This window comes from Nonomuraea glycinis (assembly GCF_014646515.1).
GTDB lineage: Bacteria > Actinomycetota > Actinomycetes > Streptosporangiales > Streptosporangiaceae > Nonomuraea > Nonomuraea glycinis.
Map to the genome: position 1 here is coordinate 316,647 of NZ_BMNK01000009.1, position 16,284 is coordinate 332,930.

16 protein-coding genes are annotated in these 16,284 nt (G+C 70.1%); 9 read left to right on the forward strand and 7 right to left on the reverse strand.

Going from position 1 to position 16,284, the window contains the following annotated elements:
* Window positions 1-103: 103 nt before the first annotated feature.
* Genes IEY87_RS26095 through IEY87_RS26120 form a run of 6 tightly spaced genes read right to left on the reverse strand, consistent with a single transcriptional unit; the run spans window position 104 to window position 6,340 of the window.
* Window positions 104-1,120: an ABC transporter permease gene (locus tag IEY87_RS26095; protein ID WP_189141399.1), complete on the reverse strand. Its 1,017-nt coding sequence runs from the start codon at window positions 1,118-1,120 to the stop codon at window positions 104-106.
* A complete protein-coding gene (locus IEY87_RS26100) occupies window positions 1,117-2,076 on the reverse strand; it encodes an ABC transporter permease (protein ID WP_189141400.1) in 960 nt (319 codons plus the stop codon). Before IEY87_RS26100 ends, IEY87_RS26095 begins: the two co-directional genes overlap by 4 nt.
* The gene (locus IEY87_RS26105; RefSeq protein ID WP_225277671.1) at window positions 2,073-3,104 is read right to left on the reverse strand and encodes an ABC transporter ATP-binding protein; all 1,032 of its coding nucleotides are present in this window, start codon (window positions 3,102-3,104) and stop codon (window positions 2,073-2,075) included. The genes IEY87_RS26100 and IEY87_RS26105 overlap by 4 nt, the downstream gene beginning before the upstream one ends.
* Before the next feature lie 10 nt (window positions 3,105-3,114).
* Entirely contained in the window at window positions 3,115-4,143 is a 1,029-nt protein-coding gene (locus IEY87_RS26110) for an ABC transporter ATP-binding protein (RefSeq protein ID WP_189141402.1), read from the reverse strand.
* 41 nt (window positions 4,144-4,184) lie between these two features.
* On the reverse strand, window positions 4,185-5,189 hold the full coding sequence (locus IEY87_RS26115) for an amidohydrolase family protein (protein ID WP_189141403.1): 1,005 nt from the start codon (window positions 5,187-5,189) through the stop codon (window positions 4,185-4,187).
* Window positions 5,190-5,224: 35 nt separating this feature from the next.
* Window positions 5,225-6,340 (reverse strand): zinc-dependent alcohol dehydrogenase, encoded by a 1,116-nt coding sequence (locus IEY87_RS26120; protein WP_189141404.1) that lies wholly within the window; start codon window positions 6,338-6,340, stop codon window positions 5,225-5,227.
* Between the two features lie 331 nt (window positions 6,341-6,671).
* Between IEY87_RS26120 and IEY87_RS26125 the strand changes: the two genes are divergently transcribed.
* Both IEY87_RS26125 and IEY87_RS26130 read left to right on the forward strand, forming a co-directional pair.
* On the forward strand, window positions 6,672-7,961 hold the full coding sequence (locus tag IEY87_RS26125; protein WP_189141405.1) for a phenylacetate--CoA ligase family protein: 1,290 nt from the start codon (window positions 6,672-6,674) through the stop codon (window positions 7,959-7,961).
* Between the two features lie 78 nt (window positions 7,962-8,039).
* On the forward strand, window positions 8,040-8,879 hold the full coding sequence (locus tag IEY87_RS26130) for an SDR family NAD(P)-dependent oxidoreductase (protein ID WP_225277672.1): 840 nt from the start codon (window positions 8,040-8,042) through the stop codon (window positions 8,877-8,879).
* Here the strand turns inward: IEY87_RS26130 and IEY87_RS26135 are convergent.
* A complete protein-coding gene (locus tag IEY87_RS26135) occupies window positions 8,854-9,720 on the reverse strand; it encodes an IclR family transcriptional regulator (protein ID WP_189141406.1) in 867 nt (288 codons plus the stop codon). The two genes, IEY87_RS26130 and IEY87_RS26135, sit on opposite strands and share 26 nt — an antisense overlap.
* A 246-nt stretch (window positions 9,721-9,966) precedes the next feature.
* Here IEY87_RS26135 and IEY87_RS26140 point away from each other — a divergent pair, with 246 nt between their 5' ends.
* From IEY87_RS26140 to IEY87_RS26170, 7 genes are all read left to right on the forward strand, one after another.
* Window positions 9,967-10,206 (forward strand): hypothetical protein, encoded by a 240-nt coding sequence (locus IEY87_RS26140; protein ID WP_225277673.1) that lies wholly within the window; start codon window positions 9,967-9,969, stop codon window positions 10,204-10,206.
* Between the two features lie 47 nt (window positions 10,207-10,253).
* Entirely contained in the window at window positions 10,254-10,793 is a 540-nt protein-coding gene (locus IEY87_RS26145) for a UGSC family (seleno)protein (protein ID WP_189141461.1), read from the forward strand.
* Complete coding sequence (locus IEY87_RS26150) at window positions 10,790-11,884, forward strand: hypothetical protein (RefSeq protein WP_225277675.1); 1,095 nt, start codon at window positions 10,790-10,792, stop codon at window positions 11,882-11,884. The genes IEY87_RS26145 and IEY87_RS26150 overlap by 4 nt, the downstream gene beginning before the upstream one ends.
* A 4-nt stretch (window positions 11,885-11,888) precedes the next feature.
* Window positions 11,889-12,725, forward strand: coding sequence for an SDR family NAD(P)-dependent oxidoreductase (locus tag IEY87_RS26155; RefSeq protein WP_229699386.1), 837 nt, complete (start codon window positions 11,889-11,891; stop codon window positions 12,723-12,725).
* A 154-nt stretch (window positions 12,726-12,879) separates the two neighbouring features.
* On the forward strand, window positions 12,880-14,196 hold the full coding sequence (locus tag IEY87_RS26160; protein ID WP_189141407.1) for an MFS transporter: 1,317 nt from the start codon (window positions 12,880-12,882) through the stop codon (window positions 14,194-14,196).
* Between the two features lie 108 nt (window positions 14,197-14,304).
* Window positions 14,305-15,180: an amidohydrolase family protein gene (locus tag IEY87_RS26165; protein ID WP_443688151.1), complete on the forward strand. Its 876-nt coding sequence runs from the start codon at window positions 14,305-14,307 to the stop codon at window positions 15,178-15,180.
* A 77-nt stretch (window positions 15,181-15,257) separates the two neighbouring features.
* Window positions 15,258-16,256 carry an AraC family transcriptional regulator gene (locus IEY87_RS26170; RefSeq protein WP_189141408.1) on the forward strand — a complete coding sequence of 333 codons (999 nt, stop codon included), beginning with the start codon at window positions 15,258-15,260 and terminating at the stop codon, window positions 16,254-16,256.
* Window positions 16,257-16,284 lie beyond the last annotated feature (28 nt).

Sequence of the window (16,284 nt, forward strand, 5' to 3'; positions counted from 1 at the left end):
CCCTTCCATGAACTTTCCATGGTCCTGCCTTCCAATGAATCATCGCGCCTCGGCGCGGGGGGTCCGGGGGCACGGCCGGAATCGGCCGACCGGGTATGTCGGATCAGTTCTTGTCGGCGGCGCGGGACAGGCTCGGGGCCAGGCGGGACAGCATGCGCCGGCCCCACCACAGTCCGGTGACCCGGTCGAGGGCCCGCCGCTGCAGGCGTGGGTCGAGATGGTCACGCAGCGCGTCGCCGAGGAGGTTGAAGCTGAAGACGGCGATGGACAGCGCGATGGAGGGGACGATGATCAGCCAGGGGGCGCGTTCGACGTAGCGCACCCCTTCGGAGAGCATCAGGCCCCAGGACGGGGTGGGCGGCGGCGCGCCGATACCGAGGAAGCTCAGCGCCGACTCCGCGATGATCACTCCGGCGAAGATCAGGCTGCCCAGGGTCAGCACCGAGGCCAGCAGGTTGGGCAGCACGTGCAGGGCCAGGATGCGGGGCGCGTGCGCGCCGGTCGCCCGGGCCGCCTCGACGTAGGGCTCCTGGCGGACCCGCAGCGTCTCGGCGCGGGCGATCCGGTTGAACGACGGGGTGATCACCACGGTCAGCGCGATGATCGTGTTACGCACCGACGGGCCCAGGATCACCGCGATGAACAGCAGCAGCACGATGCCGGGAATGGCCTGCACGGAGTCCATCACCCGCTGCACCACCACGTCGAGGGCCCGGCCGAAGTAGCCCGAGACGACGCCGATCGCGGTGCCCAGCACCAGGCTGACGCCGGTGGTCACGACGCCGATGAGCAACGACGTCTGAGCGCCGTAGATGGTCCGGCTCAGCACGTCGCGGCCGAGGTCGTCGGTGCCGAACAGGTACGTGCCCGACGGCGGCTCCAGGATGTCCCGGCGGAACTGCTGCACCGGATCGTACGGGGCCACCAGGGGCGCGAACACGGCCACGAACACGAAGAAGCAGATCAGCAGCAACGCGGCGGCGCCCAGCGGCTGGGAGCGTACGAACGTGCGCAGCGCCGTCAGCACCTGGCGCACCCCGAGCCGGCGCGGCGGCCGGGGCGGCTTCGGTGCGGATCGTACGGCCGGCGCCTCGTCCGTCAATGTCGGCTTCTGGGTCACGACAGCGCCTTCCCGGAGCGGATCCGCGGATCGACCAGCGCGTACAGCAGGTCGATCAGAATGATCGTGATGACGAACAGACCGGCGTAGAAAATCGTGCAGGCCACCACCACCGGATAGTCCCGGTCGAGCACCGCCTGGTAGATGAGCTGTCCGGTGCCGGGGAGCGAGAACATCCGCTCGATGATCACCGTGCCGCCGAGCACCGTGGCCAGCTCCAGCCCGAGCAGCGTGAGCACCGCGATCGTCGAGTTGCGCAGCGCGTGCTTGGCGATCACCACCCGCTCCCGGACGCCCTTGGCGCGCACCGTGCGGATGTAGTCCGAGCCCAGCGACTCCAGCATCGACGACCGGGTCAGCCGGGCCACCGAGGCCATGCCGCCGGTGCCCAGCGCGATGACCGGGATCGCGATCTGCTGCGCCCAACTGGTGAAGTCCTCGGCCGGGCCGGTGTAGACGATCGGCGGCGACCAGGCGAACCAGATCGCCAGCCCGGTCAGCACCAGCAGCGCGACGACGAAGTTCGGCACCGACAGGAACGCCACCGCGAACAGCCGCATGGCGCCGTCCACCATGGAGCCGCGGGTCGCCGCGGCGACGACGCCGACCACGAGCCCGAGCACCGCGCCGAGCATCATGGCCATCAGGCCGAGCTGCACGGTGACCGGAATCCGGGCCAGGAACAGGTCCACGACGGACTCGCCGCTGTAGAACGACGTGCCCAGATCGCCCTGGACGGCATCGCCGAGCCAGGTCCACAACTGCACCCACACGGGGTCGTCCAGCCCGAACTCCGCCCGCATGGCGTCGGCTTCGGCCTTGCTCACCCCGGTGTCCTGCAGCTGCAGGCTCACCGCGTCGCCGGGCACCAACCGCATGATCATGAAGACGAACACCGTGACCAGGAACATGACCACCGCGCCGAACCCCAGCCTGCGCAGGGCGTAGCCGATCATCGCTCGCTCGCCTCCCGTTCGGCGTCGGCGGGGGCGGCGGGGGCGTCGAACAGGTGACAGGCCACGGCGCGGCCGGTCGGAACTCGGTGCATGGCAGGCGCTTCCTCTCGGCACCGCCGCATCGCCTGCGGGCAGCGGGGATGGAACCGGCACCCCGGCGGCGGATCGCTCGGGCTGGCGGGCTCGCCGCGCGGGATCGAGCGGCGACCGCGGCCGTCGGCCAGCTCGGGCGCGAACTCGGGCACGGCGGAGACGAGCATCTTGGTGTACGGGTGCCGCGGATCGGCGAACAGCTCGTCACCGTCGCCCCGCTCCACGATCTCGCCGAGGTACATGACGCAGACCTCGTCGGCCATGTACCGCACGACGTTGAGATCGTGCGCGATGAACAGGTAGGACAGGCCGAGCTCGGCCTGCAGCTCCTTGAGCAGGTTCAGCACCTGGGCCTGCACCGACACGTCGAGCGCGGAGACGGCCTCGTCGCAGACGATCAGGTCCGGGTCGGTGGCGAGCGCGCGGGCGATGCCGATGCGCTGCGCCTGCCCGCCGGAGAACTGGTGGGAGAATTTGTACAGGTCGCCGGAGCTGAGGCCGACCCGCTCCAGCAGCTCCACCACCCGGTCCGCCTTGTCCTTGCCCTTGGCGATCCCGTGCACGCTGAGCGGCTCGCCGACCGCGTTGAGCACCCGCATCCGGGGGTTCAGCGAACCGAGCGGGTCCTGGAACACGATCTGCATCCGCCGCCGCAGCGCCCGCATCTCGGCCCGCGAGGCACGCAGCAGGTCGACGCCGTCGAAGCTCACCTCGCCGGAGGTGGGGTCGAGCAGGCGCAGGGCCAGCCGGGCGACGGTGGACTTCCCGGAGCCGGACTCCCCCACCAGGCCCACGGTCCGGCCGCGCGGGATCTTCAGCGAGACCCCGTTGACCGCCTGCACCACCGTGCGCCGCGACCGGAACTGCTTGACCAGGTCCCGCGCCTCGAACAACGGGGCCGCCCGCTCGTCCGCGAGCTGCGGTCCGGACGCCACGGAAACGTCGCTACCCGACACGGTGCACCTCTTCGACAGTCTCGGCGACCGAGCCCGACGGCTCGGTCTCATGCAGCCAGCACCGGCTCGCCCGGGTCTCGCCCAGCTGGTAAAGCCGCGGCGCGTCCACCGAGCACCGCTCGAACACCGACGGGCAGCGCGGATGGAACCGGCACCCCGGAGGCGCCTGCGCCGGCGTCGGCACGTTGCCCGCGATGGCCGGCATAGGCCGGTCCCGAGGCGTGGCCGGAGTGGGAATCGAGTCGATCAAAGCCTTGGTGTACGGGTTCCGCGGGTCGCGCAGCACGTCCTCGACCAGGCCGTGCTCCACCACCTGTCCCGCGTACATGACCACGACCCGGTCGGCCATCTCGGCCACCACCGCCATGTCGTGGGTGATGAGCAGCAACGCCGTGCCGCGGTCGCGCTGCATCGTCCGCAGCAGCTCCAGGATCTGCGCCTCGACCGTCACGTCCAGCGCCGTCGTGGGCTCGTCGGCGATGAGCAGCGCCGGCTCACAGGTCAGCGCGATCGCCACCATCACCCGCTGCTGCTGGCCGCCGGACAGCTCGTGCGGATAGGCCCGCACCCGCCGTTCCGGGTCCGGCAGCCCCACCTCCCGCAGCAACTCGACGGCGCGAGCCCGGGCGGCGCGGCGCGACATCGGCCGATGCACGCGCAGCGCCTCGATCAGCTGGTCCCCGATGGTGAACAGCGGGTCCAGCGAGCTCATCGGATTCTGGAAGATCATCGCGATCTCGGCGCCGCGCAGTCTCCGCAGCTTCTCCCGGCCGGCCCCGACGAGCTCGTCGCCGCGCAGCAGCACCGACCCCGACGAGATCTTGCCCGAGCCGAGCAGGCCGAGCAGCGCGAGCGACGACACGCTCTTCCCGGAGCCGGACTCGCCGACCACCGCGACCGTCTCACCGGCCGAGACGGTGAACGACACACCGGCGACGGCGTTCACCGGCCCGGTAGGAGTGGGAAATTGGACGTACAGGTCATTCACTTCGAGCAGCGGTGGGGACGGCACCGTCATCGCTCCTTCGTCTTCGGGGAGTTGCCAGGGGGGTCGCGGGGCTAACCGGGCGGGTCGATGCCCAGATAGCGGTAGGCGTTGTGCCAGGTGATGTCGGTCAGCACGTCCTCGGGCAGGTCGAGGGAGCGCAGCGTACGACCGGCCGGCTCCTCGCGGTCCATGGCCGGGAAGTCGGAGCCGACCAGCAGGCGGTCGTGCCCGAGCAGGTCGATCAGGTACGTCAGGGCACGCCGGTCGAAGACCATCGAGTCGTAGTAGAAGCGGCGGGCGTAGTCCAGCGGGGACGGGCCTTCGGTGTAGGCGATGGCCTTGCCGGGGATCGCCGGCTCCTCGTTCCAGGTGCCGCCCCAGAAGTACTGGGCGCGCGGCACCATGAGCGGGAAGCCGCCCGCCGCGTGGCTGAAGGAGACGCGCAGGTTCGGGCACTTCTCCGCGGTGCCGCCGGTGATCAGCGAGGCCGCGGCGAGCGCGCCTTCCAGGCCCACCACGTAGGTGCCCATGGCCGAGCGGGGCAGCCGGTCGGTCGGGGACGGCAGGGCGTGCACGAAGATCGGCATGTCCAGCCGCTCCGCCTCGGCGAAGAACGACAGGAAGCGCTCGTCGCCGATGGAGACGCCCGCGATGTTCGAGGCGATCTCCACGCCGACCAGGCCCGCCGCCCGCATCGCCGCCAGCTCGGCGGTGGCCGCCTCGGGGTCCTGCATCGGCACGATGCCGAAGCCGATGAGCCGCTCGGGGTCGGTGGCGCACAGCGTCGTGGTGAACTCGTTGACGTGCCGCGCCAGCGACAGGCCGTCGGCGGGCGGCAGGTCGTAGCGCAGCAGCGGCGGCATGGGCGTGATCACCTCGGTGGTCACGCCGGAGGCGTCCAGCGCCTCGATGCGGCGCTCGGCGTCGAAGAACACGTCCTTGGCGCGGAACCTTGAAGCGCCGAACAGGTGCAGGCGAGCGGTGTCGCCGTCGATCGGCTCCATGCGCGGGAAACACTCGGGGGCGTCGTCCGGATAGTCACGGGGAAGCAGGTGGGCGTGTGCGTCGACGAGCATGTCGAACCTCCGGGTCGATGCTCAGGAGCCGGGGCTCAGAGGTTGGGGTGGACGGAGACGTGCACACCGGCCTCGCCCGGCACGTCGCCGCCGAGGACCTCGATCGCGCGGGCGGTGTCGTCCAGCCCGAAGGTGTGCGTGTGCAGCTTCTCCAGGGGGTACCGGCGCGACTCGATGATGCCGATCGCCGCCTTGTAGGCACGGCTGTCCACACCGAACGCGCCGACCACCGTCAGGCCCCGGTTGATGATCAGGTCGGTGCGCAGCGGGATCTCCCGCTGGCCCTTGAGCCCGGCCAGCACCACCCGGCCGCTGTGCCGGGTGGCCAGCAGTGCGTCGGTGATCGGCCCGCCCGCCATCGGGGTGAGCTCCAGCGCGACGTCCGCCAATTCGCCGCCGGTGATCTCGCGGACCCGCTCGACGGTGTCCTCGGCCTGCTCGCCGTCCACCACGAGGGTGTGGTCGGCGCCGAACTCGCGGGCCAGGGCGAGCTTGTGCGCGTCCGCCTCCAGACCGGTGACGATGATCGTGCCGGCGCCGGCGGCCCGCGCCGCGATGACCGCGCCCAGGCCGCGCTGCCCGGCACCCAGGACCAGCACGGTGTCGCCCAGCCCGATCCCGCCCAGGTGGACGCCCCAGCGGACGCCCGCACCCAGCGGGTTGAACATCGAGGCGACCTCGGCCGGCAGTGTCCGGTCGATGAGGTGCAGGATCGTGTTGGGAGACAGGTACATCAGCTCGGCGAACCCGCCCCACAGCGACGGCGCCACCTCGGTGTCGGCCACCCCGTGCCCCGGCTGCCGGTTGGGGCAGGCCTGGTAGCGGCCGGCCAGGCACGTCTTGCAGGCGTGGCAGGGGATGATGACCTCCACGGCCACCCGGTCGCCCGGCTGGACGCCCCACCGGGCCGCGGCCCGCTCGCCGACCTCCTCGATGATCCCCATCGGCTCATGGCCGGGCACGAACGGCTTGCCGTCCTCCCGGGACATCGACCCGATGTGGCCCCGGTAGATCTCGACGTCACTGCCGCAGATGCCGTTGGCCTCGACCCGCATCAGGCCGTCATCGGGGCCGATCTTCGGGCGGGGGAACTCGCGTACCTCGATCTTGTGAGGGGCGACCTGGACAGCCGCACGTACGGTGTCTGCCATGAAAGGCGGGCCTTTCTCCTGGTGGTGGTCGTGCGCCTCGCGCTACGGCTCGCGTTCGCCTGGCGTCACGCCGTTCCATGTCTCGCTTGGCTGTCAGGATGTCCGCGAGGTCAGATGAATGCGATGCGGATTTCACTCAGCGGAAACCAAACACCTCGCCGTGTCCTGTACGTGATCAGCCAGGAGCCCCGCAGCCGGGCGGCGGCGGCCCGCATTTGCTTTCCGCGACGCGAAAGTCATCTGGTCTGTCAGCCGGAGCGCTGGGCATAGTGAAGCACCGCAGCTAGCCGCCATGAGGCATGGCAATCCTGCTTTTCCGGAAGGACAATACGTGATCATTCCCGGCTTCGTCGCGGCTGAGGACCGTAACGCCGTCACCGCGATGCTCCGCACGCAGCTCGCCGGGCTGCCCGCGCGTTCGCCGTTCTACGCCGACTTGTTCGCCGCGCACGGGACCGATCCGACGGCACTGGTGTCCTTGGACGATCTGCGCAAGCTGCCTTTCACGGACAAGCAGATGCTGCGTGACTCCCAGGCGGCCGCGCCGCCGCTCGGTGGCCACGCGGGCGTTGACATGGTCGAGGTGATCCGCGTCCATGCCTCCACCGGGACCACCGGCAAGCCGAGCTGGGTGGGAGTGACCCGGCGTGACTCCGACGCGTGGACCGAGATGGTGTCCCGGGCGTTCATGACCATGGGCGCGACCCGCGAGGACATCGTGCTGCACGGCGCGGGCCTGACGCTGTTCGTGGGCGGGCTGCCGATCCGCGACGCGCTGGAGCGCATCGGCTGCACGATGGTCCCGGTCGGCACCGGGGCGTCGGAGAAGGCGGTGCAGGCGCTGGACAGCCTCGGCGTCACCGCGCTGCACGCCACCCCCTCCTACATCCGCTACCTGGCCGAGTACGTACGCAAGCTGGGGCGTGACCCCAGGGAGTTCGGCATCCGGAAGATCTTCGTCGGCGGTGAGCCCGGCGGCGGCGAGCCCGCCTTCCAGCGGCACATGCAGGAGGCCTGGGGCGCGCAGGTCACCGAGGGCCTGGGCAACGCGGACATGGCGCCGGTGCTGTTCGCCGAGCCTCCGGGCGCCGGCGGCATGCGCTTCACCGGTGGCCGGCACGTGGTCGTGGAGATGATCGACCCGGAGAGCGGCGAGCCCATCGTGCCCGAGCCGGGCGCCTCCGGTGAGCTCGTCTACACCTCGGTGGACCGCGAGTGCTGCCCGCTGGTCCGCTTCCGCACCCGCGACCGGGTGCTCGTCACCGGCCTCGCCGACGACGGGGCGCCGCTCATCCGCTGCGTGGGCCGTACCGACGACATGCTGATCCTGCGGGGCGTGAACGTGTTCCCCACGGCGATCCGTGATCTGGTGCAGACGCTGCACCCCCGGACCAGCGGCGTGGTGCAGATCGTGCTGCCGGGCCCAGGACCGAGCGTGGAGCCGCCGCTGCGGGTGGAGGTCGAGGTCGGCGACGAGCCCGGCGACCAGGACGGGCTGCGGCACGAGATCGAGGACCTGATCCGGGCCCGGCTGACGGTGCGCGCCTCGGTCGCCATCGTCCCGCCCGGCTCGCTGGAGCGCAGCGAGATGAAGTCCCGCCTGACGCGCATCTCCGGCTGACCCCGCGCTTCCAGGTACGTCTTCCCCGAACGCTTTTCACCTCGGCCCCGACCGGGCTGACCAGGATTGGAGCAGGTAATGTCCGACGACCCGATGATCGATCCCTTCGCCGAAGCAGGCCCGCAGTGGATGGCCGGGCGCACCGCGCTCGTCACCGGAGGCGGCCAGAGCACCGCGTTCCCCGGGGTCGGATACGCCTTCTGCCGGGTGCTGGCCCGGCACGGCGCCCGGATCGCCGTCCTGGACCGGGACCTGGAGGCCGCCGAGCGCACCGTCAAGATGATCGTCGACGAGGGCGGCGAGGCGATCCCGGTGATCGCCGACGTGACCTCGGACCGGTCCTGCGCGGACGCCGTCGCCGAGGTGGTCGACCGCTTCGGCACCCTCGACACGCTGGTCAACAGCGTCGCGGCCGGCGGCAGGAACGGGATCTTCGACGTCACCCCGGACGAGTACGACCAGCTGATGACCATCAACCTCAAGTCGGCGTGGCAGGTCACCCGGCACTCCGTCCCGGTGATGCCGCGCGGCAGCTCGATCCTGAACATCTCGTCGGTCGGGGTGTCCAGGCGCGGCCCCGCCCTGGTCTACTGCATAGCCAAGGCCGGGATGGAGAACATGACCGAGGGCGCCGCGACCACCCTCGGGCCGCAGGGCATCCGCGTCAACTGCATCCAGGTCGGCGCGATCTGGGGGGCGTTCGCCGCGCGGGGCTCCATGCCCGACTCGATGCGCGAGACCCGCCGCCTGGGCACGTCGCTGAAGACCGAGGGCACGTCGTGGGACATCGCGCACGCCGGGCTGTTCCTGCTCAGCGACCGCGCCCGGTGGGTCTCCGGGCAGATCGTGGCCGTGGACGGCGGCCCGCCGCACCGCTACGACCTGGAGCCGGTCACCTCGGTCCCGATGGGCGAGTGAACGACGCGCGCTTGACCTCGCGCGCCTGCCAGTGCGCCGGTGGGCGCTGCGCCGGCGGTTCGGCCACGGCCGACGGCGCGCCGAGGGCCCGGGAGATGCTGCGGGCGGTCGCGGCCATCGCCGGCACCAGGGAGTGCGGCGCGATCGACCCGCTCGGCACGGTGATGCCCACGGCGGCCACGACGCGGTCCCGTGGGCCGCGGATCGGCACGGCGACGGCCATCACGTCGTAGGTGAGCTGGCTCTCCATGACGGCCACACTCGACTTGCGCACCTCGGCCAGCGAGTGCCGCAGCGCGTCGGGGTCGGTCAGCGTGTTCACGGTGTACTGGCGCAGTTTGGAAGAGAGCACCTCCTCCTGGAACTCCTGGGAGGAGTTCGCCAGCAGCACCAGCCCGGTGCAGGTCGCGTGCATGGGCCAGCGCCCGCCGAGCCTGCTCGGCACCGGGACGGTGTCCCGGGCCCGGAGCGACTCGACGTAGATCACGTCATGCCCTTCGGGGACCGCCAGATGGATGTTGCCATGGGTGGCGTGCTGCAGGTCATGCAGGAAGGGCAGCGCGATCTCGCGGAGCTGGCCGCCCTGGGGTGCCAGGGTGCCGAGCTCCAGGATGCGCAGGCCGATGCTGTACTTGCCGTCGCTGTGCCGGGACAGCGCGCCCCAGCAGCGGAGTTCGTTGAGCAGTCGGTGGGTCGTGCTGAGGGTGAGGCCGGTCCTGCGGCTGATCTCACTGAGGGACAGCGCCAGGTTCTCGGTGTCGAAGACGCCGAGGATCGAGAGCACGCGCTGGGCCGATGTCAGGCGATGGGGTTCCAGAGACGTGTCTGCCAGGACAGTCATCTATTCACCTGCCCGTCGTTTTGTGTGACCTGAGTTACATGGGCGTTAACAAGGCTACACAAACGGACAGTTTCGCAATAGTGGCCCAAACAGGATGAAAAAGCCTTCCGCTATGCGGAAGTCGGGCTTCCCTTTCCGGAAGTCACCAGGGCATGCACGCGAATTGCCAGTCGCCCTTCCGCCTCATGAAAGCCCTGGTTCATTCGCCTGGAGCGCGTCTTACATTGCTCTGAGCAGGCCACGATCGTGAGTGAGGCGAAGATGCGCGACGAAGCACGCCTGGAGCGGATGCGGTCCACGCTGGCCGTCGACGGCTACCACCTGAGCGTCGAAGAGCTGGACACCGGATTCGACGTGCGGATAGCCGCCGACCCCGAGAGCTGCGCCGACTGCCTGGTGCCCAAGACCGTGATGGTGAGCATGCTGGAGCCGATCCTCGGCGTCGCCGCCGGCGGCATCCGGCTCACCTATCCCAGCGACGTCTGACCGCGTCGCCGTACGGGCTGAAGTGTGTTGACGAGAAGAGGTGTGTGATGTTCGACCGAATCCTTGACCCGACCGGCCTGTCAGCGGGAACCGCGACCGTGGCGACGTCGGCGGGACGGGTGCCGACCCTGGTCGGCACCCGGGTGGGACTGCTGAGCAACACCAAGAAGAACGCCGCCCAGATGCTGACCGAGATCGGCAGGCTGCTGGAGTCCCGCTACGGCGCGGTGGTGACGATCCAGCGCACCAAGCCGAACGTCGCCTGGCCGGTGGACGAGCCGATGCTGAACGAGATCAAGGCGGTCAGCGACGTGGTGGTCGCCGGGGTCGGCGACTGCGGATCGTGCAGCGCCTCGGCGGCGGCCGACGGCATCGCGTTCGAGCGCGCGGGCCTGCCGACCGCGGTGATCTGCAGTGACGCCTTCGAGGTGACGGCGCGGGCGATGGCCGAGGTGCACGGCGACAAGGACTTCGAGTTCCTGCTGACGCCGCACCCGGTCGCGGTGCTGACCGAGGCGCAGGTCGCCCAGCGCGCCGAGGATTTGGCCGCCGTCGTCGCCGGGCGGCTGTGCGAGGCCGCTCGATGACCGCGATCGACGACGCGGGCCAGGCGCCCATGGACGTCACCGACGCCCTGGACGCCGCGCACAAGTCCATCGAGTACATGTACGAGCGGGGCTGGACCGACGGCCTGCCCGTCGTGCCGGCGACGCGCGAGCTCGTGGACGAGTTCCTCGCCACCACCTCCAGGCCCGCCGACGAGGTCATCGGCCAGTTGGAGCACCTCAAGAGGCAGGTGTCGGTCGAGCTGGCCGCCGTCAACGCGGTCATGGCCGGCTGCCGGCCGGAGTACTTCCCGGTGGTGCTGGCCGCCTGGGACGCGCTGATGGCCGAGCGCTCCACGGTCGGCGGCGGCTGGCAGAGCACCAGCGGCCCGGCGCCGCTGATCGTGGTCAACGGTCCGGTACGCGAGCGCCTCGGCTTCAACAGCACCGGCGGGGTGTTCGGTCCCGGTTTCCGGGCCAACGCCACCGTGGCCAGGGCGATCGGGCTGATCGTCCGCAACGCTCTCGGCGTGGTGCCGCACGTGCTGGAGCAGGCGACCCAGGGCATCCCCGGACGCTGGGCGATGTGCATCGCCGAGAACGAGGAAGAGAGCCCGTGGGAGCCGTTCTCGGTGGACGGCGGCGTGGCCGCCGGCTCCGACGCGGTGTCCACCACGCTGCTCAGGACCAGCGAGTTCGTCGACAACCGGAACACCGACGATCCCGAGCTGCTGCTGAGCGACTTCGCCGACACCCTGTCGCGCACCGGCAGCTGGCTGTTCAAGCACGCGAGCGCGGGCGTGGTGTTCTGCCCCGAGCACGCGCAACTGCTGGCCAAGGCCGGGATGAGCAAGGACGACGTGCGCACCTGGCTGCTGGAGCGCTGCGGGCGGCCGAAGGCCGACCTGGCGCGGGCCGGCAAGGCCGTCCGGGCCGGGAACATCGGGGCCGTGCGCACGGAGGACGACACCGGGGACTTCGAGCGGCTCTTCGCCGACAACTCGCCCAAGAACCTGCCGATCATCGTGGCCGGCGCCCGCAACGCGGGCATCTCCATGGTGGTCCGGGTCTTCTCCAGCTGGGCGGGCATCGCTGCTCGGATCGAACCGCCACTTGACGGCGGTAGAGGATAGAAATATGCCGGTGAATCCGTTGATCGATCCCTTCGACGCGGGCCCGCAGTGGATGGTCGGCCGTACCGCGCTGGTCACCGGCGGCGGCCAGAACGGCGAGCTGCCGGGGGTCGGCTACGCCATCAGCCGCGTTCTCGCCGCGCACGGCGCGCGGGTCGCGGTGCTCGACCGGGACGCCCAGGCCGCCGAGCGCTCCGTGAAGGCGATCGCCGGGGACGGCGGCGAAGCCGTCGCCGTGGTCGCCGACGTGACCTCCGACCGAGCCTGCGCCGCCGCCGTCACCGAGGTGGTGGAGCGACTGGGCGGGCTCGACGCGCTGGTCAACAACGTGGCCTCCGGAGACCCCGCAGGACTGTTCGAGGTGACCCCCGAACGGTTCGCCGAGCTGATGACCATCAATCTCACCTCGGCCTGGCAGGTCACCCGGCACGCGGTCCCCGTGCTGCCGCGCGGCGGATCGATCGTGAACATCTCCTCGGTGGCGGTCCAGGCCCGCGGGCCGGGGATGGTCTACTCGGTCGCCAAGGCCGGGCTGGAGAACATGACCGACGGCACGGCCACCACGCTGGGCCCGCAGGGCATCCGGGTCAACTGCGTGCGCGTCGGCATGATCTGGGGCGCGTTCGCCGCGGCGAACATGCCCGAGGAACGCCGCGAGCCGCGGCGGGAGAGCACCGCGCTGAAGACGGAAGGCACCGCCTGGGACATCGCCCACGCGACGTTGTTCCTGCTCAGCGACCGTGCCCGGTGGATCTCCGGGCATACCTTGACCGTCGAAGGAGGACCGCCGCGCCAGGTCGCCCCCATCGCGGGCCCGACCCGTCGCGACCGCGACATATGACGTAGGCCAGGCACCGCAGAAGACCCAAGACCCGAAGCCGCCGGGCCGACTACTTTCCGAAGACAAACCAGGTTTCCAATCCCTGACTTACAGCATCCGGTACGGACAGATCCTCTCAAGGTCACTCACCCCCCCGCTCCGAGGAGCACCATCCATGGCCAACACGGGCACCACCAAAGCTCCATCGACCAAGGGCATCTTCGCTGCCAGCTTCATCGGCACGTCGATCGAGTGGTACGACTACTTCATCTTCGGCACCGCCGCGGCGATCGTCTTCCCCCGGTTGTTCTTCCCGGATGCCTCCCCCGAGGCCGCCACCCTCGCGTCCCTGTCCGCGTTCGCCGCCGGATTCCTGGTCCGTCCCATCGGCGCCGCGGTCATCGGTCACTTCGGTGACCGGATCGGCCGCAAGTCGATGCTGGTCATGACCCTGCTCCTGACCGGTGGGTCCACGTTCGCCATCGGGCTGCTGCCCACGTACGCCGCCATCGGCGTCGGCGCCCCGATGCTGCTGGTCGCCCTCCGCCTCGTCCAAGGATTCGGGGTGGCCGGCGAGTGGGGTGGCGCGCTGCTCATCTCCACCGAGAGCGCCACCCCGGGCCGCCGCGCCTTCTTCGGCAGCTTCGCCCAGTTCGGCGTGCCGATCGGTGTGCTCACCTCGAACCTGGCCTTCCTCTTCGTCGCCGGCATGAACGACGAGGACTTCTTCTCCTACGGCTGGCGCATCCCCTTCCTGGTGAGCGCGCTGCTGGTCATCGTCGGCTTCATCATCCGCCTGCGGCTGTCGGAGTCGCGCGAGTTCCAGCAGATCAAGGAGAAGAAGGCGATCAACAAGGTCCCCTTCAGGGAGCTGCTCCGCAACCACCCGCGCAACCTCATCCTGGCCAGCCTCGCCGCGATCGCACCGCCCGCGATCGGCTACGCGGTGACCGTGTACATGCTCTCCTACGGCACCCAGGTCGGCTACACGCGTAACACGCTGCTCGCGATCATTCTGGCCTCTACCTCGGTGTGGATCCTCGCCATCGTCGTGTCCGCGCTGCTGTCCGACCGCTTCAACTCCAAGCTGCTGTACGCCATCGGCGCGGTCACCGCGGTGATCTGGCCGTTCCCGATGTTCGCCCTGGTCAACACCGGGACCACCGGGGGCGCGGTGGTCGCCTTCCTGGTCGCCGCGATCGTGCAGGGCATCATGGCCGGCGCGCAGGGCGGCCTGTTCACCGAGCTGTTCGACACCAAGGTCCGCTACAGCGGCATCTCCATCGCCTACGCGATCGGCGCCACCGTCTCCGGCGCGATCACCCCGGCCTTCCCCGCGCTGTACCTGTCGACCGGCTCGTCCAACGCGGTCGCCGCCCTCATCACCGGGCTGGGCGTGGTGAGCCTGGTGGCCGTGCTCGGCGTCAAGCGGATCATCCCGCCGACGCCCGTGCCCGAGCCGGACGCCGTCCCCGTGACGACCGAGCCCTAGTATCCCGATCATGCCGCGCGGGTCGGGAGATCCCCCCGATCCGCGCGGCACCGTACAGGCAGAAGGTCCGCGGCGTGCGCCGTGGCGAGAAACAGGAGGCCCGAGCACGTGGCGAATCCCGTCATGAACGTCGCCGACCTGGTCGCGATCGACGTGCACACCCACGCGGAGGTCTCCCGCGACGGGAAGGGGTCGCTGAGCCCCGAGCTGTTCGGCGCGTCCGCCAAATACTTCAAGGAGCACCCGAAGCCGACCATCCCGGAGATGGCCGCCTACTACCGGGAGCGGCGGATGGCCGCGGTGGTGTTCACCGTGGACGCCGAGCAGGCCACCGGTCACGTTCCCATCCCGAACGACGAGATCGCCGAGGACTGCGCCGAGCACGCCGACGTGCTGATCCCGTTCGCCAGCATCGACCCGTGGAAGGGCAAGGCGGGCGCGCGCGAGGCGCGCAGGCTCGTCGAGCGGTACGGCGTGCGCGGCTTCAAGTTCCACCCGAGCATCCAGGGCATGGCGCCCAACGACCGCACCGCCTACCCGCTGTACGAGGTCATCGAGGAGCTCGGGGTGCCGGCGCTGTTCCACACCGGCCAGACCGGCATCGGCGCGGGCGTCCCCGGCGGGGGCGGGATCCGGCTGAAGTACTCCAACCCCATGCTGGTCGACGACGTGGCGGTGGACTTCCCCGAGCTGCGGATCATCCTGGCCCACCCGTCGTTCCCGTGGCAGGACGAGGCTCTGTCGGTCGCCACCCACAAGCCGTCCGTCTACATCGACCTGTCCGGCTGGTCCCCGAAGTACTTCCCGCCGCAGCTCGTGCGGTACGCCAACACGCTGCTGAAGGACAAGGTGCTCTTCGGCTCCGACTTCCCGGTGATCACCCCGGACCGCTGGATGGCCGACTTCGACAAGCTGGAGATCAAGCCCGAGGTCCGCCCCAAGATCCTCAAGGACAACGCCGCCCGCCTGCTGGGACTCGTCTAGATCGCGACGCTGGGCCTCGGCGGGGCGCTCCTGCCGAACGGGCACCCTACGACAGACCGACAGTATTCTCGATGCACATGGAAAGGATGCTGGACCCGCTGCTTGATGTGCTGGCGGCGCTCAACGTCCACGTCACTCACCTGTCAGGGATCGAGGCCACAGGTCACTGGGGGCTGCGCTTCGACGCCCATGAACACATCAAGATCGGTGCGGTGCTCACCGGCTCCTGTGTTCTGGGGGCGGACGGCGAACCGGCCCTGCGGCTTTCGGCCGGCGACTGTTTTCTGATGTCGGGCTACCAGTGGTTCCAGGTGGCCGACGAGCATTCCACACCGCTGGACGACGGGCAGCGGATCTACCAGGCGTCCGACACCCGGATCGTCCAGCTCGGCGAACGCGGCACGGACGCGGATTCCACGCTCGTCCTCGGCGCCAGCGTCCACTTCCTCGATCCCACCGTCGCCTCACTGCTCGCCGGATTGCCGGTCCTGACAGCGATCCGAGCGGGTACGGGACCCGCCCGTGCGATCCAGCCGCTGCTTCAGCTGTGCCTGGACGAGGCGGACCGGGTCCGGATCGGCGCGCCGGTGATGATCGAACGGCTCGCCGAGATGCTGTTCCTGCAGGCCGTCCGGGCACTGGTCGAGGAGCCGGGCGGGGCGATGCCGTACGGCTGGCTGGGCGCGCTGGGTGATCCCCAGATCGGCGGTTCGCTGGTTCTCATGCACCGGCAGTCGGCGCGGCGATGGACGGTCGCGGAGCTCGGCAACGCGGTGGGCATGTCGAGAGCGGCGTTCGCGGCCAGGTTCAAGCAGTTGGTGGGGATGCCCCCGCTGGAGTATCTGCTGCGCTGGCGCATGCATACCGCGGCGCGGGAGCTGCTGGCCGGAGACCGTACGGTGGCGTCGGTGGCCGCCGAGTGGGGTTATGCCTCGGAGGCCGGGTTCAGCGCCGCCTTCAAGCGGACCATCGGAGTGCCGCCGGGACGCTACCGGGCCGACCCGATGGCGGCGCCTGCGCTGAAGAGTCTGAACGGGTCCTCCGCAGAGGATCTCGTAAGTTTCGCAGACGCCTGAGGATGGCCCCCTCCTCCCGCCGAACCCT

What these genes read in the sequence shown, in the direction of transcription:
- IEY87_RS26155 (WP_229699386.1), top strand. Translation starts at nt 11,889, where the DNA reads ATGCCGGTGAATCCGTTGATCGATCCCTTCGACGCGGGCCCGCAGTGG.
- IEY87_RS26120 (WP_189141404.1), bottom strand. Translation starts at nt 6,340, where the DNA reads ATGGCAGACACCGTACGTGCGGCTGTCCAGGTCGCCCCTCACAAGATC.
- IEY87_RS26145 (WP_189141461.1), top strand. Translation starts at nt 10,254, where the DNA reads ATGTTCGACCGAATCCTTGACCCGACCGGCCTGTCAGCGGGAACCGCG.
- IEY87_RS26135 (WP_189141406.1), bottom strand. Translation starts at nt 9,720, where the DNA reads ATGACTGTCCTGGCAGACACGTCTCTGGAACCCCATCGCCTGACATCG.
- IEY87_RS26160 (WP_189141407.1), top strand. Translation starts at nt 12,880, where the DNA reads ATGGCCAACACGGGCACCACCAAAGCTCCATCGACCAAGGGCATCTTC.
- IEY87_RS26100 (WP_189141400.1), bottom strand. Translation starts at nt 2,076, where the DNA reads ATGATCGGCTACGCCCTGCGCAGGCTGGGGTTCGGCGCGGTGGTCATG.
- IEY87_RS26110 (WP_189141402.1), bottom strand. Translation starts at nt 4,143, where the DNA reads ATGACGGTGCCGTCCCCACCGCTGCTCGAAGTGAATGACCTGTACGTC.
- IEY87_RS26115 (WP_189141403.1), bottom strand. Translation starts at nt 5,189, where the DNA reads ATGCTCGTCGACGCACACGCCCACCTGCTTCCCCGTGACTATCCGGAC.
- IEY87_RS26150 (WP_225277675.1), top strand. Translation starts at nt 10,790, where the DNA reads ATGACCGCGATCGACGACGCGGGCCAGGCGCCCATGGACGTCACCGAC.
- IEY87_RS26130 (WP_225277672.1), top strand. Translation starts at nt 8,040, where the DNA reads ATGTCCGACGACCCGATGATCGATCCCTTCGCCGAAGCAGGCCCGCAG.
- IEY87_RS26170 (WP_189141408.1), top strand. Translation starts at nt 15,258, where the DNA reads ATGGAAAGGATGCTGGACCCGCTGCTTGATGTGCTGGCGGCGCTCAAC.